General features: G+C 63.3%; 23 protein-coding genes. 13 read left to right on the forward strand and 10 right to left on the reverse strand.

The window, feature by feature from the left end:
• Positions 1-107 precede the first annotated feature (107 nt).
• Positions 108-839: a carbonic anhydrase gene (locus AC07T0_RS30050; RefSeq protein ID WP_495004592.1), complete on the forward strand. Its 732-nt coding sequence runs from the start codon at positions 108-110 to the stop codon at positions 837-839.
• Between the two features lie 95 nt (positions 840-934).
• Entirely contained in the window at positions 935-2,470 is a 1,536-nt protein-coding gene (locus tag AC07T0_RS30055) for a SulP family inorganic anion transporter (RefSeq protein ID WP_495004593.1), read from the forward strand.
• 164 nt (positions 2,471-2,634) lie between these two features.
• Here the strand turns inward: AC07T0_RS30055 and AC07T0_RS30060 are convergent, their stop codons facing one another.
• The gene (locus AC07T0_RS30060; RefSeq protein WP_495004594.1) at positions 2,635-3,285 is read right to left on the reverse strand and encodes a hypothetical protein; all 651 of its coding nucleotides are present in this window, start codon (positions 3,283-3,285) and stop codon (positions 2,635-2,637) included.
• A 373-nt stretch (positions 3,286-3,658) separates the two neighbouring features.
• Between AC07T0_RS30060 and coxB the strand changes: the two genes are divergently transcribed.
• The 4 genes from coxB to AC07T0_RS30080 all read left to right on the forward strand — a co-directional run bounded on the left by coxB (position 3,659) and on the right by AC07T0_RS30080 (position 7,959).
• Positions 3,659-4,786, forward strand: a complete 1,128-nt coding sequence (coxB, locus tag AC07T0_RS30065) for a cytochrome c oxidase subunit II (protein ID WP_495004595.1) — start codon at positions 3,659-3,661, stop codon at positions 4,784-4,786.
• A gap of 98 nt (positions 4,787-4,884) precedes the next feature.
• Positions 4,885-6,483, forward strand: a complete 1,599-nt coding sequence (gene ctaD, locus AC07T0_RS30070) for a cytochrome c oxidase subunit I (RefSeq protein ID WP_495004596.1) — start codon at positions 4,885-4,887, stop codon at positions 6,481-6,483.
• Positions 6,484-6,486: 3 nt separating this feature from the next.
• Complete coding sequence (locus tag AC07T0_RS30075) at positions 6,487-7,035, forward strand: cytochrome c oxidase assembly protein (RefSeq protein ID WP_495004597.1); 549 nt, start codon at positions 6,487-6,489, stop codon at positions 7,033-7,035.
• 33 nt (positions 7,036-7,068) lie between these two features.
• Positions 7,069-7,959: a cytochrome c oxidase subunit 3 gene (locus AC07T0_RS30080; RefSeq protein ID WP_495004598.1), complete on the forward strand. Its 891-nt coding sequence runs from the start codon at positions 7,069-7,071 to the stop codon at positions 7,957-7,959.
• Positions 7,960-7,979: 20 nt separating this feature from the next.
• Here the strand turns inward: AC07T0_RS30080 and AC07T0_RS30085 are convergent, their stop codons facing one another.
• A complete protein-coding gene (locus tag AC07T0_RS30085) occupies positions 7,980-8,183 on the reverse strand; it encodes a twin transmembrane helix small protein (protein WP_495004599.1) in 204 nt (67 codons plus the stop codon).
• Between the two features lie 71 nt (positions 8,184-8,254).
• Between AC07T0_RS30085 and AC07T0_RS30090 the strand changes: the two genes are divergently transcribed.
• The 5 genes from AC07T0_RS30090 to AC07T0_RS30110 are packed head-to-tail and all read left to right on the forward strand — an operon-like array spanning position 8,255 to position 12,163.
• The gene (locus tag AC07T0_RS30090; RefSeq protein WP_495004600.1) at positions 8,255-9,001 is read left to right on the forward strand and encodes an SURF1 family protein; all 747 of its coding nucleotides are present in this window, start codon (positions 8,255-8,257) and stop codon (positions 8,999-9,001) included.
• Complete coding sequence (locus AC07T0_RS30095; RefSeq protein ID WP_495004601.1) at positions 8,967-9,560, forward strand: PA_0111/PP_0108 family redox-active disulfide protein; 594 nt, start codon at positions 8,967-8,969, stop codon at positions 9,558-9,560. Before AC07T0_RS30090 ends, AC07T0_RS30095 begins: the two co-directional genes overlap by 35 nt.
• Positions 9,561-9,570: 10 nt before the next feature.
• The gene (locus AC07T0_RS30100) at positions 9,571-10,644 is read left to right on the forward strand and encodes a COX15/CtaA family protein (RefSeq protein ID WP_495004602.1); all 1,074 of its coding nucleotides are present in this window, start codon (positions 9,571-9,573) and stop codon (positions 10,642-10,644) included.
• Positions 10,632-11,531 (forward strand): heme o synthase, encoded by a 900-nt coding sequence (gene cyoE / locus AC07T0_RS30105; RefSeq protein ID WP_495004603.1) that lies wholly within the window; start codon positions 10,632-10,634, stop codon positions 11,529-11,531. Before AC07T0_RS30100 ends, cyoE begins: the two co-directional genes overlap by 13 nt.
• Complete coding sequence (locus AC07T0_RS30110) at positions 11,528-12,163, forward strand: SCO family protein (protein WP_495004604.1); 636 nt, start codon at positions 11,528-11,530, stop codon at positions 12,161-12,163. Before cyoE ends, AC07T0_RS30110 begins: the two co-directional genes overlap by 4 nt.
• Positions 12,164-12,324: 161 nt before the next feature.
• Here the strand turns inward: AC07T0_RS30110 and AC07T0_RS30115 are convergent, their stop codons facing one another.
• Complete coding sequence (locus AC07T0_RS30115) at positions 12,325-12,750, reverse strand: VOC family protein (protein ID WP_495004605.1); 426 nt, start codon at positions 12,748-12,750, stop codon at positions 12,325-12,327.
• Positions 12,751-12,858: 108 nt separating this feature from the next.
• Between AC07T0_RS30115 and AC07T0_RS30120 the strand changes: the two genes are divergently transcribed.
• Positions 12,859-13,716 carry a LysR family transcriptional regulator gene (locus AC07T0_RS30120; protein ID WP_495004606.1) on the forward strand — a complete coding sequence of 286 codons (858 nt, stop codon included), beginning with the start codon at positions 12,859-12,861 and terminating at the stop codon, positions 13,714-13,716.
• A gap of 179 nt (positions 13,717-13,895) precedes the next feature.
• On the opposite strand, the gene AC07T0_RS30125 is transcribed toward AC07T0_RS30120, so the two are convergent.
• The 7 genes from AC07T0_RS30125 to zur form a co-directional block, all read right to left on the reverse strand.
• On the reverse strand, positions 13,896-14,669 hold the full coding sequence (locus AC07T0_RS30125) for a MetQ/NlpA family ABC transporter substrate-binding protein (RefSeq protein WP_495004607.1): 774 nt from the start codon (positions 14,667-14,669) through the stop codon (positions 13,896-13,898).
• Positions 14,670-14,747: 78 nt separating this feature from the next.
• Positions 14,748-15,422 (reverse strand): methionine ABC transporter permease, encoded by a 675-nt coding sequence (locus AC07T0_RS30130; protein ID WP_495004608.1) that lies wholly within the window; start codon positions 15,420-15,422, stop codon positions 14,748-14,750.
• Positions 15,422-16,429: a methionine ABC transporter ATP-binding protein gene (locus AC07T0_RS30135; RefSeq protein ID WP_495004609.1), complete on the reverse strand. Its 1,008-nt coding sequence runs from the start codon at positions 16,427-16,429 to the stop codon at positions 15,422-15,424. The genes AC07T0_RS30130 and AC07T0_RS30135 overlap by 1 nt, the downstream gene beginning before the upstream one ends.
• Before the next feature lie 258 nt (positions 16,430-16,687).
• Positions 16,688-17,404, reverse strand: a complete 717-nt coding sequence (locus tag AC07T0_RS30140) for a PA5502 family lipoprotein (RefSeq protein WP_495004610.1) — start codon at positions 17,402-17,404, stop codon at positions 16,688-16,690.
• Positions 17,405-17,441: 37 nt separating this feature from the next.
• Complete coding sequence (gene znuB / locus AC07T0_RS30145) at positions 17,442-18,230, reverse strand: zinc ABC transporter permease subunit ZnuB (protein WP_495004611.1); 789 nt, start codon at positions 18,228-18,230, stop codon at positions 17,442-17,444.
• Positions 18,223-19,011 carry a zinc ABC transporter ATP-binding protein ZnuC gene (gene znuC / locus AC07T0_RS30150; RefSeq protein WP_495004612.1) on the reverse strand — a complete coding sequence of 263 codons (789 nt, stop codon included), beginning with the start codon at positions 19,009-19,011 and terminating at the stop codon, positions 18,223-18,225. The genes znuB and znuC overlap by 8 nt, the downstream gene beginning before the upstream one ends.
• Positions 19,011-19,493 (reverse strand): zinc uptake transcriptional repressor Zur, encoded by a 483-nt coding sequence (gene zur, locus AC07T0_RS30155; RefSeq protein ID WP_495004613.1) that lies wholly within the window; start codon positions 19,491-19,493, stop codon positions 19,011-19,013. The genes znuC and zur overlap by 1 nt, the downstream gene beginning before the upstream one ends.
• Positions 19,494-19,559: 66 nt before the next feature.
• On the opposite strand from zur, the gene AC07T0_RS30160 reads away from it, so the two are divergent.
• Complete coding sequence (locus AC07T0_RS30160) at positions 19,560-20,480, forward strand: zinc ABC transporter substrate-binding protein (RefSeq protein WP_495004614.1); 921 nt, start codon at positions 19,560-19,562, stop codon at positions 20,478-20,480.
• Positions 20,481-20,613 lie beyond the last annotated feature (133 nt).

Genomic DNA, 20,613 nt, shown 5'->3' on the forward strand with positions numbered 1-20,613 from the left:
GTACGGGTGGCGTTCAAGGAATCGGGCGCGTTGATCCGATGAGTGCTGGCCGCGAGCGAGCCAAATCAGGAAAATCCCCTTAAATCCGTCAGAAAAGAGGATGAATCATGAGTGACAAGGATAAACAGCCGTCAGCTGCGTCGGCATCAGGGGTTTCCGGAGCCGAAAGTGCCGATGCGGCGCTGAAACATATCGTCGATGGCTTCCTGCATTTTCACCATGAAGTCTTTCCGCAACAGGAAGAGCTGTTCAAGAAACTCGCCACGGCGCAGAGCCCGCGGGCGATGTTCATCGCCTGCGCCGACTCGCGCATCGTTCCCGAGTTGATTACCCAAAGCGCCCCAGGCGACCTGTTCGTGACCCGCAATGTCGGCAATGTGGTGCCGCCCTACGGGCAAATGAACGGCGGTGTCTCGACCGCCATCGAGTACGCGGTGCTGGCCCTGGGCGTGCAGCACATTATCGTCTGCGGGCATTCGGACTGCGGCGCCATGCGCGCGGTGCTCAACCCCGACAGCCTGGAAAAGATGCCCACGGTCAAAGCCTGGCTGCGCCATGCGGAAGTGGCGAAGACCATGGTCCATGAGAACTGCGACTGCGCCAACGAAGGCGAAAGCATGAAGGTGCTGACCGAAGAAAACGTCATCGCCCAGTTGCAGCACTTGCGCACACATCCCTCGGTGGCCTCGCGCATGGCCAACGGTCACCTGTTTATCCATGGCTGGGTCTACAACATCGAAACCAGCGAAATCAAAGCGTATGACGCCGATCGGGCCTGTTTCCTGCCTCTCGATGGTACTCATCCGATCCCGAGTGCAACGCCCAAAGCCCGCTTCTAGCGTCTGAAGCTTCCTCCCTCCATTGGGTTCAGCCACGACCGGCGTCAGAGCGGTCGGGCTTTGCCATGCCTGAAGATATCCTCAGGAGACTGATCATGCGTGCTGCACAACTGAAAGCGCTTTTGCCACGGGAGCTGTTGGCTTCCGTGGTGGTATTCCTGGTTGCCCTGCCGCTGTGCATGGGGATCGCCATCGCCTCCGGCATGCCACCGGCCAAGGGGCTGATCACCGGCATCATCGGTGGGCTGGTGGTGGGCTGGCTGGCCGGTTCGCCGTTGCAGGTCAGTGGTCCGGCGGCGGGCCTGGCGGTGCTGGTGTTCGAACTGGTGCGCGAGCACGGCATGGCCATGCTCGGGCCGATCCTGTTACTGGCCGGCCTGCTGCAATTGCTGGCCGGTCGCCTGCGTCTGGGCTGCTGGTTCCGGGTGACCGCGCCGGCAGTGGTCTATGGCATGCTCGCGGGTATTGGCGTGTTGATCGTTCTGTCCCAGATGCATGTGATGCTCGACGGCTCGCCCCGGCCCTCGGGTCTGGACAACCTGCTGGGCTTTCCCGCCGCGCTGGGTCAGGCGTTTTCCGGCGAAGGCAGCGGCTGGCAGGCCGGTGCGTTGGGCCTGGCGACGATCCTGGTGATGTGGGTTTGGGACAGGCGCAAACCTCAGGCCTTGCGCTTTGTGCCGGGTGCGTTGCTCGGCGTGGGCCTGGCGACCCTGGCGAGCCTGCTGCTGGCGTTGTCGGTCAAGCGCGTGGAAGTCCCGGCCAACCTGGCCGAGGCCATTGACTGGCTGCGGCCCGCCGACCTGCTCAACCTGGCCAACCCCAACCTGCTGATCGCGGCCTTTGCCGTGGCCTTTATCGCCAGCGCCGAAACCCTGCTCTCGGCGGCCGCGGTGGACCGCATGCACGACGGTCAGCGTTCGGACTTCGACCGCGAACTGTCGGCGCAGGGGGTGGGCAATATGCTCTGCGGCTTGCTCGGGGCGTTGCCCATGACCGGGGTGATCGTGCGCAGTTCGGCGAATGTCCAGGCCGGTGCCCGGACCCGGCTGTCGGCGATGTTCCATGGTCTGTGGCTGCTGGCTTTCGTGCTGCTGCTGTCCAGCGTGCTGCAAAGCATTCCGGTGGCGAGCCTGGCGGGTGTGCTGGTGTATACGGGCATCAAGCTGGTGGACCTCAAGGCCTTTCGCGGCCTGGGGCGTTACGGGCGCATGCCGATGCTGACCTATGCGGCCACGGCCTTGGCGATTGTCTGCAGCGACTTGTTGACGGGAGTATTGATCGGTTTCGGCCTGACCCTGGCGAAGTTGGCCTGGAAGGCCTCGCGCCTGAAAATCAGCCTGGTGGATTTGCCCGCCGAGGGTGAGATGGAGCTGCGCCTGCTGGGGGCGGCGACGTTTCTCAAGGTGCCGGCGCTGACGCGGGTGCTGTCGACGGTTCCGCCGGGCACGGTGGTGCATGTACCGCTGGGCAACCTGAACTATATCGACCACTCGTGCCTGGAGCTGTTGGAGGAATGGGATCGGGCCAACCGGGCCAAGGGTTCGCGATTGGTGATCGAGTCCCATGGCTTGAAACGGCGTCTGGAGGGGCGGCTGCGGACCACCACCGGTATCGGTTCCGCCGCGGTCTGATGAGAATCTTGAAAACACCACAAAACCTGTAGGAGCCCGGCTTGCCGGCGATAGCGGCCCTAAGGACGATAAAGCCCTTGGGCCTTGCGGCGCCGATGCGGACGCCATCGCCGGCAAGCCGACTCCTACAGGGGACCGCGTTCGGCCGCGAAGGCCTGGCCGCACTAAGCGCTGGGCTTGTCGAGCTCCAGTTCCACGCCCAGTTGGCGCGACAGGCACGGCCAGCGTTTCCACGCCGCCTCGGTGTCCGGGTTGTACAGGCGCTCGCGATAGGCTTCCACCGACTCCAGGGCAAAGCTCTCTTCATTGAGCATTTCATCGACCGCGTGATGCACCGCTTCATCCAGCTGGTTGGCGAATGTCTCGCCGATCAACTGGTGGGCGATCAGGTTGGCCACGGTAATGTCCGAGGGAATCAACGGCTGGCCGAAATGCTTGATATACAGGTCGTTGACCTCCTCCACCAGGCGGTGCGCCAGATAGGCTTCATCCAGCAGGCCGTCGAGCCCGACATGGCCTTCCAGGATCGCCGGCGGTTGCAGGAAAAACTGCTCGGCGATTGTCAGCACCGGTTTGATCTGCGATTCGATACCGGCTTCGCGCGCCACCTCATTGGCGGCATCCAGCAGGTCGGGAACCAGGTCGATGTAAGCTTTGACAAAGCGCGTCAGCACGCCTTTGGCGTCCACATCCGGCAGTTGAATAGCGGGGTGAAGGTGCGGCAATTGAACTTCAAGTTGACGAGTCAACTGGCCGGTACCGGTCTCGTGTTGATGGGCACGTTGAATCTGCTCGCGCAATGCGGCGGTGTTCATGAAAACTCCAGGGGGGTGCGACAAAGGGAAAATAGGGAGAATACAAAGTAGCTGGGTTATAAAAGATGCTCAGACGCATTTGTAATAATTATTTCATGCTTATATGCATGAGTTATATCGGCTTGCCATCATTTCTGCCCTACCTCAGGTAATCCAGGGCCTCCAGCCCGATACCCAGTCGCCTTTCAGTTCATTTCCCAGATCGCATGGCGCGGTCCCGGTCGCTGTCTATACTCGGTTTTGTATGGAGTTAGCTGATGACGCCCGGCTGCGGTTGCAGGCCAGGCCGAATGGTCCGCTTACGCAGTACGACCATTCCCTTGGCCGCAGGTGAAAGCCGGCGGGATAACAAGAACGATAAGGGGAACCCGCAATGATGCGACATCCACGAGTCTGGATGGGCCTCCTGTTGTGGTCGATATTCAGTCAGGCGCAGGCTGCCTGGACCGTGAATATGACGCCTGGAGCGACGGAAGTCAGTCACGAGATCTTTGATCTGCACATGACCATTTTCTGGATCTGTGTGGTGATCGGCATCGTCGTGTTCGGTGCAATGTTCTGGTCGATGATCATGCACCGACGCTCCACCGGCCAGGTAGCGGCCAAGTTCCATGAAAGCACCACCGTGGAAATCCTCTGGACCATCGTGCCTCTGCTGATCCTGGTGGTGATGGCGGTTCCCGCGACCGCCACGCTGATCAAGATGTACGACACCAGCGAGTCGGACGTCGATATCCAGATCACCGGCTATCAGTGGAAATGGCATTACAAATACCTGGGCCAGGATGTCGAGTTCTTCAGCAACCTGTCCACCCCCGCCGAACAGATGCATAACCAGGCGCCCAAGGGCGAAAACTACCTGCTGGAAGTCGATCAGCCGCTGGTGTTGCCGGTGGGGGCCAAGGTGCGTTTCCTGGTGACCTCCGCCGACGTGATCCATTCCTGGTGGGTGCCGGCCTTTGCGGTCAAGCGCGATGCGATCCCGGGGTTTTTCAACGAGGCCTGGACCCGCGTCGACAAGCCCGGCATCTACCGTGGGCAATGCTCAGAACTCTGTGGCAAGGACCACGGCTTCATGCCAGTGGTGGTCGATGTCCGCACCAAGGCCGACTACGACAGCTGGCTGGCCGAGCGCAAGGCCGAGTCCGCCAAGCTCAAGGAACTGACCAGCAAGGAGTGGACCCTCGACGAACTCAAGGAGCGCGGCGACAAGATCTACCACACCACCTGCGTGGCCTGTCACCAGGCCGAGGGCCAGGGCTTGCCGCCGATGTTCCCGGCGCTCAAGGGCTCGAAGATCGCCACCGGTCCGAAAGAGGATCACCTGCACCGGGTGTTCTTCGGCAAGCCGGGCACCGCCATGGCGGCCTTCGGCAAACAGTTGTCGGAAGTTGATATCGCCGCCGTCATCACCTATGAGCGCAATGCCTGGGGCAACAACAAGGGCGACATGGTCACCCCCAAGGAAGTCCTGGCACTGAAGCAGACGGAGGGCAAATGAACAGCTCCGAAACAAACAGCGCTGTTGCAGGTTCGCCGAACCGGTCGGAGGCCAGTGCCCTCGACCAAGCCGTTCCCCCCGTCAGCAGGAGAGAGGACATGAGTGCACTGATCGACGACCATGGCCATGTCGGCCACGATGAGCACGCCGTCCACGGTCCGGCCAAGGGGCTGATGCGCTGGGTGCTGACCACCAACCACAAGGATATCGGCACGCTGTACCTGTGGTTCAGCTTCGCCATGTTCCTGCTCGGCGGCTCCTTCGCCATGGTGATCCGCGCCGAACTGTTCCAGCCGGGACTGCACATCGTCGAACCGGCGTTCTTCAACCAGATGACCACCATGCACGGCCTGGTGATGGTCTTCGGCGCGGTGATGCCGGCCTTCGTCGGCCTGGCCAACTGGATGATCCCGCTGATGATCGGCGCGCCGGACATGGCCTTGCCGCGGATGAACAACTTCAGCTTCTGGCTGTTGCCGGCGGCCTTCGCGCTGATGGTCTCGACCCTGTTCATGCCCGGCGGCGGGCCGAACTTCGGCTGGACCTTCTATGCACCGCTGTCGACCACCTATGGTCCGGAGAGCGTGACCTTCTTCATCTTCGCCATCCACATGATGGGCATCAGTTCGATCATGGGCGCGATCAACGTGATCTCGACCATTCTCAACCTGCGTGCGCCGGGCATGACCCTGATGAAGATGCCGCTGTTCGTCTGGACCTGGCTGATCACCGCGTTCCTGCTGATTGCCGTGATGCCGGTGCTGGCGGGCTGCGTGACCATGATGCTGATGGACATCCATTTCGGCACCAGCTTCTTCAACGCCGCCGGCGGTGGTGATCCGGTGCTGTTCCAGCACGTATTCTGGTTCTTCGGCCATCCCGAGGTGTACATCATGATCCTGCCGGCGTTCGGCGCGGTCAGTGCGATCATCCCGGCGTTTTCGCGCAAGCCGCTGTTCGGCTACACCTCGATGGTCTACGCCACGGCGAGTATCGCCTTCCTTTCGTTCATCGTCTGGGGCCACCACATGTTCGTGGTCGGCATTCCCCTGGTCGGCGAGTTGTTCTACATGTACGCGACCATGCTGATCGCGGTGCCGACCGGGGTGAAGGTGTTCAACTGGGTCAGCACCATGTGGCAAGGCTCGTTGACCTTCGAGACGCCGATGTTGTTCGCGGTGGCCTTCGTTATCCTGTTCAGCATCGGCGGCTTCTCCGGGCTGATGCTGGCGATGGCGCCGGCGGACTTCCAGTACCACGGCACCTATTTCGTGGTGGCGCATTTCCACTACGTGTTGGTGCCGGGCGCGATCTTCGGGATCTTCGCCTCCACCTACTACTGGTTGCCGAAGTGGACCGGGCACATGTACGACGAAACCCTCGGCAAGCTGCACTTCTGGCTGTCGTTCGTCGGCATGAACCTGACCTTCTTCCCGATGCACTTCGTCGGCCTGGCGGGAATGCCGCGGCGGGTACCGGACTACAACCTGCAGTTCGCCAACTTCAACATGGTCTCGTCGATCGGCGGCTTCATGTTCGGGGTCACGCAACTGTTGTTCCTGTTCATCGTCATCAAGTGCATTCGCAGCGGCCCGCCGGCCCCGGCCAAGCCTTGGGATGGCGCGGAGGGCCTGGAGTGGAGCATTCCGTCACCGGCGCCCTATCACACCTTCACCACGCCGCCGGAAGTGAAGTAAGCCATGGCCGACTCGATCTCGCTCAAACGCCTGGTCACGCGCCTGTTGCTGGTGGTGGTAGCGATGTTCGCCTTCGGTTTTGCCCTGGTGCCGCTGTACGACGTGATGTGCAAGACCTTCGGCATCAACGGCAAGACCGCCGGGCAGTATGAAGGCGAACAGGTGGTCGACCTGTCGCGCAAGATCGGCGTGCAATTCCTCTCGACCAATGCCGTCGACATGGTCTGGGAGTTCTATCCCAAGGCCGACCAGCTGAGCGTGCACCCCGGTGCGGTCAACGAGATGCTCTTCGTGGCCTACAACCCCACCGATCATGTGATGAAGGCCCAGGCCATCCCGAGCATCGCCCCGGCGAATGTCGCGGTGTATTTCCACAAGACCGAATGCTTCTGCTTCACCCAACAGACCCTGCAACCCGGGCAGCGCATCGAGATGCCGGTACGTTTCATCGTTGACCGCGACATGCCCAGGGATGTGAAGCACCTGACGCTGGCTTACACGCTGTTCGACATCACCGCCCGCAACCCGCCCGTGGCGGGTACGGGCGGCTAGGACATTTGGCGTGCCCGATAAGGAGAACAATAAATGGCGATTCATGAGCACTATTACGTACCGGCCCAGAGCAAGTGGCCGATCATTGCCACGTTGGGCATGCTGACCACGATGTTCGGCCTGGGTACCTGGTTCAACGACCTGAAGGCGGCGCGCCCGGATTCCCACGGCCCGCTGATCTTCTTCGTCGGCGGGCTGTTGCTGGCCTACATGCTCTTCGGCTGGTTCGGCACGGTGATCAAGGAAAGTCGCGCCGGGCTCTACAGCGCGCAGATGGATCGCTCGTTCCGCTGGGGCATGAGCTGGTTCATCTTTTCCGAGGTGATGTTCTTCATCGCCTTCTTCGGCGCGCTGTTCTACGTGCGCAATCTGGCGGTGCCGTGGCTGGCCGGTGACGGCGGCGCGAAAGGGATCGCCCACCTGCTCTGGCCGAACTTCCAGAACGCCTGGCCATTGCTCCAGAACCCCGATCCGAAACTCTTCCCCGGCCCCAGGGAAACCATCAGTCCCTGGGGACTGCCGCTGCTCAATACCGTGCTGCTGGTCAGTTCGAGCGTCACCGTGACCATCGCCCACCATGCCCTGAAGAACGGCCATCGCGGCGCCCTCAAGCTCTGGCTGGCGTTCACCGTGCTGTTGGGGATCGGGTTCCTGACCTTCCAGGCCAAGGAGTACATTCATGCCTACCACGAGCTGGGGCTGACCCTGGGCTCGGGCATCTACGGCGCGACCTTCTTCATGCTCACCGGTTTCCACGGTGCCCACGTGACCATCGGCACCCTGATCCTGTTCGTGATGCTGATGCGGGTCATGCGCGGGCACTTCAATGCCGAGCATCAATTCGGTTTTGAAGCGGCCAGTTGGTATTGGCACTTTGTCGACGTGGTCTGGATCGGCCTGTTCGTGTTCGTCTACGTGCTCTGAGCCTTGCCGGGCCCTGGGGCTTACCAGGGCGCCGAGGACACCAGTTGGCCGCTGAAAAAGCCCCAACTGATCAAGGCCAGGGTGATCACGGCAAGCCCGACCCGGACGGTCAGGGCATGGACCAGGCGCTTGGAGTGCGCGTCGTCCTTCACCAGGAAGAACAGGCCGCTGAACAGGCTGGCCAGCGTGGCCAACAGCATCAGGACAATCGCCGCTTTCAACATGGTGAGACTCCGGGGGAGATGCGTATGCAATTGAGTATAGCGAGTCGAATAGCGGTCGCCGGGGTGCGGCCATGAGGCGCTTCCAGCCCGGCATCGCGCCGACGCTGGTGGTGCTCGTGCTGCTGCCGTTGCTGGTCTGCCTGGGTTTCTGGCAGCTGAGTCGCAGCGAGCAGAAGCGCGTGCTGCTGGAAAACCATGCCCAGCGCCGTACTGCCGAGCCAGTGGCCGGCGACCAGCTGAAAGCCCTACCCGATCCGGCGTTCCGGCGGGTGCGGCTGAGCGGTCAGTTCGACACTGAGCACAGCTACCTGCTGGATAACCGCATGCGTGACGACCGGGTCGGCGTCGAGCTGTTGCAGCCGTTCCACGACGAGGCCAGCGGCCTGTGGTTGCTGGTCAACCGGGGCTGGTTGCCCTGGCCGGATCGGCGCACGCCGCCGCTGTTCAGCACCCCCACGCAACGGCTGGAGATCGGCGCCTGGGTGTATGTCTCGCCCGGCGCGACTTTCCAGTTGGGCGCCGACCCGGCCAATGCGAGCTGGCCACGGCTGGTGACCGTGATCGAGCCGGACAAGCTCTGGGCCGAACTGGGTCGTACAGGTTTCAACTACGAACTGCGCCAGGAGTCCGGGCCGGCGGCCTACGAGGCCGGCTGGCCGGTGGTCTCCGAAGGCATGGGGCCGGAAAAACATGTGGCCTATGCCGTGCAGTGGTTCGCCATGGCACTGGCGCTGTTCGGCCTTTATCTCTATCTCGGATGGCATAACGCAAGGGAGAAGCACCATGGGAGCGGCCATGAATCCTCTGAACACAGCTGAAACCCCGGGCCGGCCACAGCGCGCCCGTGGTCGTTGGCAACTGATCCTGATCCTGCTGGTGGTGATCGGCCCGATGATCCTCGCCACCGGGATGTACAAGTTGCAGTTCTGGGTACCGGAGAGCCGCAGCTATCACGGCGAGTTGATCGGCAACGGCGAAAGCCGCGTCGACTTGGGCGTGCAGACCGACGAGCAGCGTTGGCAGATGCTGGTGACGGCGCCAGGGGAGTGTGCCGCGGACTGCCAGCAACTGGTCTACCTGGCGCGGCAGATCCAGATCGCTCTTGGCCGCGATGCTTCCCGGGCCAGCCATGCCCTGGCGACGGCGCAACCCCTGGAGACGGGCTACGACGCCAAGCTCAAGCGCGAATACCCGCAGCTGCAGCGCTACCCGCTCGATCTTGCGGCCTATACTCGAGAGACCCAGGGCAATGGCGCGGCGCAACTGTGGATCGTCGATCCCCACGGCAACCTGGTGCTGCGCTACGACGCCGGGGTCAAGGGCAAGGATCTGCTAAACGACCTGGTGCAACTGCTGAAATTGTCGAATATCGGATGAGGGCATCGTCATGGCCAAACCTGGATTTCGCCTCGCGTTGTTCGCCACCCTGCTGGCGCTGATCGTCGTCCTGCTGGGGGCCTATACCCGCCTGACCCACGCCGGCCTGGGCTGCCCCGACTGGCCGGGTTGCTACGGCTTTATCAGCGTGCCCCAGGGCGAAGTCCAGCTGGCCCATGCCGAGCTGCATTTTCCCGAAACCCCGGTGGAGGCCCACAAGGGCTGGAACGAGATGGTCCATCGTTACTTCGCCGGGACCCTGGGGTTGCTGATTGTGTTGCTGGCCGCGCGCTCCTGGCATGAGCGCCGGCGTGACGGGCAACCGTTGAAGTTGCCGCTGTTCCTGCTCGGGGTGGTCTTCGCCCAGGCGGCCTTCGGCATGTGGACGGTGACCCTCAAGCTCTGGCCCCAGGTGGTCACGGCGCATCTGCTCGGCGGCTTTGCCACCTTGAGCCTGCTGTTCCTGCTGACCTTGCGCCTGTCCGGCGTGCTGCCGGCGCTGGCGGTGCCGCGGCGCTTACAGCGCTGGGCCACGGCCGGGCTGCTGCTGGTGATCCTGCAGATCGCCCTCGGCGGCTGGGTCAGTTCCAATTATGCGGCGGTGGCCTGTATCGACCTGCCAACCTGCCATGGCCAATGGTGGCCGAACGCGGATTTCGCCAACGGTTTTCACCTGACCCAGCATATCGGCCCCAACTACCTGGGCGGCCAGCTCGACAGTGATGCGCGCACGGCGATTCACCTGACCCACCGCATCGGCGCCCTGCTGGTGACCCTGGTGTTGCTGGGCCTGGCCTGGCAACTGCGGGCGGTGGGCATGACCCGGCTTGCCGGTTTGCTGCTGCTGGCGCTGGCGGCGCAGATCGGCCTGGGCCTGAGCAACGTCTACTTTCATCTGCCACTGCCGGTGGCCGTGGCGCACAATGCCGGTGGCGCGGCGTTGTTGCTGACGCTGGTGCTGATCAACTACCACGCGCGCACCGCGCTGGTCCGGGTGCGGGCGCAAGCGCGCTGGCGCCTGAGCCCGATCAAAGCGGTCCATGCACCCATCACGATCAAGGGAGAAATGCCGTGGCGACTGTAATCGGTGAGCGCCAGGGCCAGGCCCTGTGGCGCGACTACCTGGAGCTGACCAAACCCAAGGTGGTGGTGCTGATGCTGATCACCTCGCTGGTGGGCATGTTTCTCGCGACCCGCGCCGGGGTGCCCTGGACCGTGCTGGTGTTCGGCAACCTCGGCATCGGCCTGTGTGCCGGCGGCGCGGCGGTGGTCAACCATGTGGTGGATCGGCGCATCGATGCGCTGATGGCCCGCACCCACAAGCGGCCGTTGGCCCAGGGCCGGGTCTCGCCGACGGCGGCGCTGAGCTTTGCGCTGCTCCTCGCGGTGCTCGGACAGGCCTTGTTGCTGAGCTTCACCAACCCGCTGACGGCCTGGCTGACCCTGGCTTCGCTGCTCGGTTACGCGGTGATCTACACCGGTTTTCTCAAGCGTGCCACGCCGCAGAATATCGTGATCGGCGGTCTGGCCGGGGCGGCGCCGCCGTTGCTCGGCTGGGTCGCGGCCACCGGCCATGTCAGCGCCGAACCGCTGTTGCTGGTGCTGATCATCTTCGCCTGGACCCCGCCGCACTTCTGGGCCCTGGCCATCCATCGCAAGGAAGAGTACGCCAAGGCGGATATCCCGATGCTGCCGGTGACCCATGGCGAGCAGTACACCAAGGTGCATATCCTGCTTTACACCTTTGCCCTGCTGGCGGTCAGCCTGCTGCCGTTCGTGATCCATATGAGCGGCCTGCTCTACCTGGTCTGCGCCACGGCCTTGGGCGCGCGCTTCCTGCACTGGGCGTGGGTGTTGTACCGTGGCAGCCAGCCGCATGCGGCGATCAACACCTTCAAGTACTCTATCTACTACTTGTTCCTGCTGTTTATCGCGCTGCTTGTCGATCACTACCTATTGTTGAATCTATGACTCGAGTTCAGAAAACCGTTTTTATTCTTGTCGCCGTGGTGGCCCTGGTCCTGGGCCTGACGGTCAATAAAGTGATGAACAACCAGCGCCAGGGCGAGCCCACGGCGATGATCGATGCGGGGATTATCCTGCTGCCCCAGAGCCGTTCGCTGCCCGGGGTGAAGATGACTGACCAGAACGGCCAGCCGGTGCAGGTTGACGAGCTCAAGGGCAAGTGGAGCCTGCTGTTCTTCGGCTACACCTTCTGCCCGGACATCTGCCCGACCACCCTCGCCCAGCTGCGTCAGATCAAGAGCGAGTTGCCCAAGGACGTGGTTGGCCAGTTGCAGGTGATCCTGGTGAGTGTCGACCCGAACCGCGATACGCCGCAGCAGCTCAAGCAGTACCTGGGGTATTTCGATCCGGATTTCCGCGGGCTGACGGCGAGCTCGATCGATGATCTGCAGAAGGTTGCCAATGCGCTGAGCATTCCGTTTATTCCGGCGGATACCAGCAAGCCCAACTACACCGTCGACCATAGTGGCAACCTGGCGCTGGTCGGGCCGGATGGCACTCAGCGCGGTTTTATCCGCGCGCCGTTGAACAACCAGAAGCTGGTGGCGCAGTTGCCGGAGTTGCTCACGCGCAAATAACCCCGGCCTCGCCAGCATCGCCGAACCCTGTGGGAGCCGGCTTGCCGGCGATGGCGTCCTAGCAGGCGATGCAAGACTCACTGGCCTCATCGCCGGCAAGCCGGCTCCCACAGGGGGCCGTGCCGCGCCAACATATCGGGGTATAGCGCCGATCGTGAGGTTTACTTGGCGAACATCTGCCCGATATCCTTGAACGCTTTGAACTCCAGGGCATTGCCGCACGGGTCGAACAGGAACATGGTGGCCTGTTCGCCCACCTGGCCCTTGAAGCGCACATAGGGCTCGATCACGAACCGCGTGCCCTTCTCTTTCAGGCGTTCGGCCAGCGCTTCCCAGGTTTCCCATTCCAGCACCACGCCGAAATGCGGCACCGGCACGTCGTGGCCGTCCACCGGGTTGCTCAGCGCCTGTTCCTGAGCTGCGCTCTTGGCCTGATAGTGAATCACCAACTGGTGGCCGAAGAAGTCGAAGTCCACCCAGTGATCGCTGCTGCGTCCTTCCGGGCAGGCAAAGACATCGCCATAGAAATGTCGGGCCGCGGCGAGGTCATGGACCGGGATTGCCAGATGAAACGGTGAAAGCGCCATGTCGGATACCAGGCTGAGGGGATGAAGCTTTCAGTGTAGCGATGATTATTTTGCTGAAAAGCGCATATTCTTGCTCCCGAGCCCGACTATTTTTGCTAGGTGAGCCCGATGCTCCGTGAACTCAAGACCTTTATCCGCGTCGCCCGCGAAGGCACCTTTGTCGCCGCTGGCCAGCAGGTGGGACTGACCCAGTCGGCGGTCAGTGCGCAAATGCGCGTGCTGGAGCAGAACCTCGGTCTGCGCCTGTTCGACCGCAGTGGGCGGGCCGCCGTGCTGAATGCGGCGGGTCGCCATGCGTTGCCCCTGGCCGAGCAGATCCTCGTCCTCTACGGGCAGATGGCCCTGTCGACGACGGCCGCCGAGTGGCAGGGCGAGTTGCGCATCGGCGCTATTGCCACGGTGCAGACCGGCTTGTTACCCCAGGCCTTGCCGCGCTTTCGCCAGGCGGCGCCACGGGTCGAGTTGAAGCTGGTACCGGGCGTCTCGCTCAATTTGCTGAGCCAGGTGGATGCCGGTGAGCTGGACCTGGCGCTGTTGATCAAGCCGCCGTTCGAGTTGCCCAAGGAGCTGCTGGAGATTCCCCTGGCCAGCGAGGCCTTTGTACTGATCGCGCCGCTGCATTTGCCGGGCGATGACCCGCTGCAATTGCTCGCCGAGCAGCCGTTCGTGCGTTATGACCGGGCATCGTTTGGCGGACGCCTGGTCAGTCAGTTTCTGCGCGAGCAGCGGATACAGGTACGCGATGCGCTGGAGCTGGATGAGCTGGAAGCGATTGCGCGGATGGTCGAGTGCGGGCTGGGGGTGTCGCTGGTGCCCCGGGCGGGACTGTGGTTGCAGCGGGCGGATCAGTTGCGGGTGATTGAGCTGGGTGAGCTGACGTTTGAACGGCAGTTGATCGCGGTGTTGCGTCGCGCCCAGCGGCAGCCGGCGTTGGATTGCCTGCTGGAGTGCCTGGGCGGGTGCTGAGAGCTACCAGGGGGCCTGCGGGAGGCATGTGTGGATGTACTGTGGGAGCGGAGCTTGCCCGCGAAGAACGATAACGCGGTGTACCTGAAAAACCGCGTCGCTCTCTTCGCGGGCAAGCTCCGCTCCCACACAAGCTCCGCTCCCACACAAGTTCCGCTCTCAAGGAGATCGAGCCGACTTTAGAACGCCGGGACGATCGCGCCCTTGTACTTCTCGATGATGAAGGCTTTCACTTCAGGGCTGTGCAGTGCCGCGACCAGCTTCTGCATGGCGTCCGAATCCTTGTTGTCCGGACGGGCCACCAGGATGTTCACGTACGGCGAATCGCTACCTTCGATGATCAGCGCATCCTTGGACGGGTCCAGTTTGGCTTCCAGGGCGTAGTTGGTGTTGATCAGGGCCAGGTCGACCTGGGTCAGCACGCGCGGCAGGGTGGCGGCTTCCAGCTCGCGGATCTTCAGGTCCTTGGTGTTCTCGACGATGTCTTTCGGGGTCGACAGGATGTTAGTGGCATCCTTCAACTTGATCAGGCCGGCTTTCTGCAGCAGCAACAGGGCGCGACCGCCGTTGGTGGCGTCGTTCGGGATCACCACATTGGCGCCGCCCGGCAGGTCGGCGAGTTTCTTGTACTTGCTGGAGTAGGCGCCCAGCGGCTCCACGTGTACGCCAGTAACGCTGACCAAGTGGGTGCCCTTGGCCTTGTTGAACTCATCCAGGTACGGTTGGTGCTGGAAGAAGTTGGCGTCCAGGTGCTTCTCGGACACTTGCACGTTCGGTTGCACGTAGTCGGTGAAGACCTTGACCTTCAGGTCCACGCCTTCCTTGGCCAGCACCGGCTTGACGAACTCCAGGATTTCCGCGTGGGGAACTGGCGTGGCGGCGACGGTCAGGGTTTCCGCGGCGTGGGCCGAGAAGGCGGCAACGGCGGCAAAGGCAGCAATCAGTTTTTTCATCGAACGACTCCATGTGGGGGGCGCCGGTTCAGGCGCTTGCCGGCCTGGGGCCGGCTGATTCAGTTGTAAATGCGATATCTATTTGCGCGAGAAGTGCACCACCAGCCGGTCGCCGATGCTCTGCAGCACTTGCACCAGGACGATCAGCATGATCACCGTGACCACCATGACATCGGTCTGGAAACGCTGGTAACCATAGCGGATCGCCAGGTCGCCGAGACCGCCGGCGCCGACCACACCGGCCATGGCGGTATAGCTCACCAGGGTAATCGCGGTCACGGTAATCGCCGCGAGGATACCCGGACGGGCTTCCGGCAACAGCGCGTTGAGAATGATCTGGCGGGTGGTCGCGCCCATTGCCTGGGTGGCTTCGATAATGCCGCGGTCGACTTCGCGCAGCGCGGTTTCCACCAGTCGGGCGAAGAACGGCGCGGCGCCCACCACCAGCGGTGGGATGGCGCCGGCCACGCCCAGGGAGGTGCCGGTAAGAAGCACGGTGAACGGAATCATCACGATCAGCAGGATGATGAACGGCAGCGAGCGCACCACGTTCACCACGAAGGCCAGGACCGCGTAGGTGGCTTTCTGCTCCAGCAACTGGCGTGGGCTGCAGAGGAACAGCAGGATCCCCAGCGGCAGGCCCAGGAGGATGGTGAACACCAGCGAGGTGCCGAGCATCAGCAGGGTGTCGCCAGTGGCTTCCCAGATATCCGACCAGTCGATGTTGGCGAAGAAACTCAGAAACAGGTCCATCAGCGCAGTACCTCCATATGGACGTCGGCGGCGCTGAAGCGCGCGAAGGCGGCCTCCATGTCGCCGCCGGTGACAGCGAGCGTCAGTTGCCCATAGGGGGTGTCCTTGATGCGGTCGATGCGTCCGGCGAGGATGCTGTAGTCGACGCCGGTTTCACGGGCGACGGTGCCCAGCAGCGGCGCGTAGGTGGCGTCGCCCTGGAAGGTCAGACGGACGATACGGCCCGGCACATGGGCGAAGTCGTCGCGCTGCTCGCTCTCGTCGATCTGTTCGTCTTCCTGGACGAAGCGGCGGGTGGTCGGGTGCTTGGGATGCAGGAACACATCCGCCACCGGCCCCTGCTCGACGATCACGCCGGCATCCATCACCCCGACCACATCGCAGACCCGGCGGATCACGTCCATTTCATGGGTGATCAGTACGATGGTCAGCTTCAGCTCGCGATTGATCTCGGCCAGCAGTTGCAGGACCGAGGCGGTGGTTTGCGGGTCGAGGGCGCTGGTGGCTTCGTCGCACAGCAGGATCTTCGGCTTGGTCGCCAGGGCGCGGGCGATGCCGACGCGCTGCTTTTGCCCGCCGGACAACTGGGCCGGGTATTTCTTCGCATGATCGGACAGGCCGACCCGCTGCAAGAGTTCGGCGACGCGCTGGTCGATCTCGCGCCGCGACAGCTCGCCGGCCAGGGTCAGCGGCAGCGCGACGTTGTCGGCCACGGTCTTGGAGGCCAGCAGGTTGAAGTGCTGGAAGATCATCCCGACCTGTTGGCGGAAACGCCGCAGGCCATTGGCATCGAGCGCCGTGACCTCTTCGTCGTCGACGACGATCTGGCCGCCGCTGGGGGCTTCCAGGCGATTGATCAGACGCAGCAGGGTGCTTTTTCCCGCGCCGGAATGGCCGATCAGGCCGAACACCTGGCCGTTCTCAACCCGCAGGTTGGTCGGGTGCAGGGCGGGAATATCCTTACCGGCGACCCGGTAGGTTTTATGGACGTTATGAAACTCGATCACGTAGCGAACCTTGTGGGGCGCAATGGAAAAAGGTCAGCGGTTAGCCGGGCGGGCATTTTAGCTTGTCTGTATAGAGGTTTTTAGCATTTGTTTTGCGTACAACCTTTCAATCGGAAATAAGCCGATCGACGGTCGGACACCCATCTGTGGAAACCAGCTTGCTGGCGATGACGTCCGCACGTTCGATGCAAGACGTGCTGGCCTCATCGCTGCGGTGCGGCGTCCCGACAAGCCAGCGCCTACGGAAGATCGCCGGGTTTACGGCTTGTGTGGGCTCAAGACCACCTGCGCCTTCACCTGCCGGTCAATCTGCTTGTCGATCTTCAGCTCGAAGCCCGCATCAAGCTTTTTCACCCGTTTTTCCAGCAAGGTTGCCAGCCACGGGTAATCCTCGGTGCGCGGCACCTGGAAGGTCACCGTGCACTGGTAATTCACCACGTCCGCCGCCAGCGCATCCATCTGCTTGCGCAGTTGTGCAACGTCCTGGATGTTCAGGGCAATCGTGCTGCTCTCGGCACTCGGATCGATCAAGCGTGCCGTTGGCTTGGTCTCGGCCGCCTTGAGCGCCGCCTCGGCCTTTTCCAGCTCGGCCTTGCGTGCCTGGGCGATCGTGCCGTTGACCCCGCCGGTCAGGGCCGGAGCCTTGGGCATCAGCGCCCGGGCGCGGCTCAGGGCCGTGGCGGCGGCGTTGACGTCGCCTTTTTGCAGCACGATCTGGCTGCGTTGCAGATAGGCTTCGGCCAGTTGCCGCTGGTAGGTCACCCACTGGGGATCGTCCGGCGACTGCGTCTGCAAGGCGCTCAGTTGGTCCTCGGCGGTGGTCAGTTCATTGCTGTTGATGCTCTGCTCCAGCGCGGCGATGGCCGCGACCCGGGCGTCGGGCACCGTGGTGTCCACCGGTGGGGTGCTCTGGCAAGCGCCCAGCAGCAGGGAAAATGCGACAAGGAGCAGATAACGGGAGGCGAACGGCTTCATTCCTGCGACTCTCTAATTGCGCAAAAAACGAGCAAGTCTACACCCCTCTGCGTGGCAGGACAAAACTCAGCAGAAACAGGCCGGCAGCCGTCACCACAATGGACGGCCCCGCCGGGGTGTCCTTGAACCAGGACAACGCCAGGCCACCGCACACCGCGAGCATGCCGAGCAGGCTGGCACCCAGGGCCATCTGCTCCGGCGAGCGGGCGTGCCGCTGGGCGGCGGCGGCCGGGATGATCAACAAGGAGGTGATCAACAGCACGCCGACAATTTTCATCGCCACCGCGATCACCACGGCAATCAGCAGCATCAGCGCCATGCGCAACGCTGCCACCGGCAGGCCTTCGACGGTGGCCAGTTCTTCGTGCACGGTGATCGCCAGCAGCGGCCGCCAGAGGCTGATCAGCAGCACCAGCACCGCCGCGCTGCCAGCGAGGATCCAGTAAAGGTCGGTGGTGCTGATGGCCAGCAGGTCGCCGAACAGATAACCCATCAGGTCGATCCGCACTTCATGCATGAAGCTTAGTACCACCAGGCCGAGGGACAAGGTGCTCGGCGCGAGAATCCCCAGCAGGGTGTCGGAGGCCAGGGGCTGGCGCTGTTGCAGGGTCACCAGCAGCACCGCCAGCAACAGGCAGCCGACGGTCACCGCCAGGGTCGGGCTGACATCCAGCAGAAAGCCCAGGGCCACGCCGAGCAGGGCCGCGTGGGACAAGGTGTCGCCGAAATAGGCCATGCGCCGCCAGACCACGAACGAGCCCAGCGGGCCCGCCACCAGCGCCAGGGCCAAGCCTGCCAGCAAGGCGTAGAGCAGAAAATCAGCCATGCTTGCAGCTTTCTCCGTGAACGTGGGTGTGGGCCGCCGGGGCCGTTTCGTTGACCACGGCGCCATGCAGGTCGTGGGCGTGGTCATGGTGGTGGTGATAGATCGCCAGGCTTTGGGCGTTCTGGCCGAACAGCTCGATGAAGGCCGGGTCGCCGCTGACCTGCTCGGGATGGCCGGAGCAGCAGACATGGCGATTGAGACAGACCACCTGGTCGGTGGTGCTCATCACCAGGTGCAGGTCGTGGGAGACCATCAGCACGCCGCAGCCGTGGCGGTCGCGCAGGCGGGTGATCAAGCTGTAGAGCTCGGCCTGGCCGGCGACATCGACACCTTGCACCGGCTCGTCGAGCACCAGCAGTTGCGGTTCGCGCAATAGCGCGCGGGCCAGCAGCACGCGCTGCATTTCGCCGCCGGAGATGCTTTGCACCGGGCTGTCGATCACCTGTTCGGCACCGACTTCGCCGAGGGCCGCCAGGGCCCGTGCGCGGTCGACGCCCGGCACCAGGCGCAGGAAGCGCAGCACCGACAGCGGCAAGGTCGGGTCGACATGGAGTTTCTGCGGCATATAGCCGATCCGCAGCTTCGGCTTGCGCCAGACGCTGCCGCGATCCGGCTTGAGCAGGCCGAGCACGGCGCGCACCAGGGTGGTCTTGCCGGCGCCATTGGGGCCGATCAGGGTGACGATCTGCCCGGGCTCGACGCTCAGGTGGATGTTGTCGAGCACCGGCTGCCCGGCAAAGGTCACGGCCACCTGTTCGAGGCGAATCAGCGCAGTGCTCATCAGGTCCCCTGGCAACCCGAGCAGAGCCCGATCACTTCGACGGTCTGGGCCTCGACGGCGAAGCCGACCTCCCGGGCACTGCCGACGATGGCGTCGCTGATGGACTTCTGTTCCAGCTCGATGGCGGCGTGGCACTCGCGGCAGATCAGGAACTGGCCCTGGTGGGCGTGTTCCGGGTGGTTGCAGCCGACAAAGGCGTTGAGCGAGGCGATGCGATGGACCAGGCCGTTGTCCAGCAGGAAGTCCAGGGCGCGGTAGACGGTCGGTGGCGCGGCGCGGCGGCCGTCCTGTTCGCTCAGCACGGCGAGGATGTCATAGGCGCCCAGCGGCTTGTGGCTCTGCCAGACCAGCTCGAGCACCCGCCGCCGCAGGGCGGTCAGACGCAGGCCCTGGCGTGCGCACAGGGCATCGGCGTCGGACAGCGCGCTGTGCACGCAGTGAGAGTGATCATGGGGACGGCTGGCGAGAGGGGTTATAGGCATGAGCGGCGACGGCGTTTGTGAGAGACGTTATTATGTTACCTGTTCCTGCCACCTTGAGTGTTCATCGTGCCCCGTCTTTTTGCCTTTTTTGTCACTATCAGTGCCAGTTTGTTGGTGATGTCCCCGGTTCAGGCGCAAGTCAGCGTCCTGACCAGCATCAAGCCCCTGCAGTTGATTGCCGCCGCCGTGCAGGAGGGTGTCGATACCCCCGAGGTGTTGTTGCCGCCGGGTGCTTCGCCGCACAACTATGCGTTGCGGCCTTCCGATGTACGCAAGGTGCAGTCGGTGGACCTGCTCTACTGGATCGGCCCGGACATGGAAAGCTTCCTGCCCCGGGTGCTCAAGGACCGCAGCCTGGCAACCGTGGCGGTGCAGGACCTGCCGGGGATGAAACTCCGTCGGTTCGCCGAAGATAGCCACTCGCATGCCGAAGATGCTGACGAACATGATCACGATCATCGTCCGGGCACGTTGGATGCGCACCTGTGGCTGTCGACGGTGAATGCCAGGGTGATTGCCGCGCGCATGGCCGCGGACCTGAGTGCGGTCGATCCGGCCAACGCGCAGCGTTATCAGAGCAATGTGAAGGCCTTCGATGCCCGGCTCGATGCCCTGGATGCCCGGTTGAAGGCGCGTCTGGCGGGGGTGGCGGGCAAGCCGTATTTTGTCTTCCATGAGGCCTTCGACTACTTCGAGGATGCCTATGGGCTCAAGCACGCCGGCGTGTTCAGCGTGGCCGCCGAAGTGCAGCCGGGCGCCCAGCATGTGGCGGCGATGCGCACGCGCTTGCAGGAAGTGGGCAAGACCTGTGTGTTCAGCGAACCGCCATTGCGTCCGCGGTTGGCGGAAACCCTGGTGAGCGGGCTGCCGGTGAAGCTGGCTGAGCTGGATGCGTTGGGCAGCTACACGCCGGCGGCGGCCCATGGGTATGAGCAGGTGCTGGAGAAGCTGGGTAATGACCTGGCGGGGTGCCTGGAAAGCCTCTAAGGAACATGGCCCCTGTTCCTGCGGGGCAATGCGGTTCACTTGAGGTTGAACACCTACCCTGTGGGGGCGGGGGGGGGGGGGGGGGGGGGGGGGGGGGGGGGGGGGGGGGGGGGGGGGGGGGGGGGGGGGGGGG

The sequence above is a fragment of the Pseudomonas sp. GW821-FHT04D07 genome, from assembly GCF_059420225.1.

Bases quoted from the DNA above. Each gene is read 5' to 3' on its own strand.
- AC07T0_RS30085 (WP_495004599.1), bottom strand. From the start codon at position 8,183: ATGTTGAAAGCGGCGATTGTCCTGATGCTGTTGGCCACGCTGGCCAGC.
- AC07T0_RS30075 (WP_495004597.1), top strand. From the start codon at position 6,487: ATGGCCGACTCGATCTCGCTCAAACGCCTGGTCACGCGCCTGTTGCTG.
- AC07T0_RS30090 (WP_495004600.1), top strand. From the start codon at position 8,255: ATGAGGCGCTTCCAGCCCGGCATCGCGCCGACGCTGGTGGTGCTCGTG.
- AC07T0_RS30095 (WP_495004601.1), top strand. From the start codon at position 8,967: ATGGGAGCGGCCATGAATCCTCTGAACACAGCTGAAACCCCGGGCCGG.
- AC07T0_RS30050 (WP_495004592.1), top strand. From the start codon at position 108: ATGAGTGACAAGGATAAACAGCCGTCAGCTGCGTCGGCATCAGGGGTT.
- AC07T0_RS30120 (WP_495004606.1), top strand. From the start codon at position 12,859: ATGCTCCGTGAACTCAAGACCTTTATCCGCGTCGCCCGCGAAGGCACC.
- AC07T0_RS30110 (WP_495004604.1), top strand. From the start codon at position 11,528: ATGACTCGAGTTCAGAAAACCGTTTTTATTCTTGTCGCCGTGGTGGCC.
- coxB (WP_495004595.1), top strand. From the start codon at position 3,659: ATGATGCGACATCCACGAGTCTGGATGGGCCTCCTGTTGTGGTCGATA.
- AC07T0_RS30130 (WP_495004608.1), bottom strand. From the start codon at position 15,422: ATGGACCTGTTTCTGAGTTTCTTCGCCAACATCGACTGGTCGGATATC.
- AC07T0_RS30125 (WP_495004607.1), bottom strand. From the start codon at position 14,669: ATGAAAAAACTGATTGCTGCCTTTGCCGCCGTTGCCGCCTTCTCGGCC.
- zur (WP_495004613.1), bottom strand. From the start codon at position 19,493: ATGCCTATAACCCCTCTCGCCAGCCGTCCCCATGATCACTCTCACTGC.
- AC07T0_RS30060 (WP_495004594.1), bottom strand. From the start codon at position 3,285: ATGAACACCGCCGCATTGCGCGAGCAGATTCAACGTGCCCATCAACAC.
- AC07T0_RS30080 (WP_495004598.1), top strand. From the start codon at position 7,069: ATGGCGATTCATGAGCACTATTACGTACCGGCCCAGAGCAAGTGGCCG.
- znuC (WP_495004612.1), bottom strand. From the start codon at position 19,011: ATGAGCACTGCGCTGATTCGCCTCGAACAGGTGGCCGTGACCTTTGCC.
- AC07T0_RS30055 (WP_495004593.1), top strand. From the start codon at position 935: ATGCGTGCTGCACAACTGAAAGCGCTTTTGCCACGGGAGCTGTTGGCT.
- AC07T0_RS30140 (WP_495004610.1), bottom strand. From the start codon at position 17,404: ATGAAGCCGTTCGCCTCCCGTTATCTGCTCCTTGTCGCATTTTCCCTG.
- AC07T0_RS30100 (WP_495004602.1), top strand. From the start codon at position 9,571: ATGGCCAAACCTGGATTTCGCCTCGCGTTGTTCGCCACCCTGCTGGCG.
- znuB (WP_495004611.1), bottom strand. From the start codon at position 18,230: ATGGCTGATTTTCTGCTCTACGCCTTGCTGGCAGGCTTGGCCCTGGCG.
- ctaD (WP_495004596.1), top strand. From the start codon at position 4,885: ATGAGTGCACTGATCGACGACCATGGCCATGTCGGCCACGATGAGCAC.
- AC07T0_RS30115 (WP_495004605.1), bottom strand. From the start codon at position 12,750: ATGGCGCTTTCACCGTTTCATCTGGCAATCCCGGTCCATGACCTCGCC.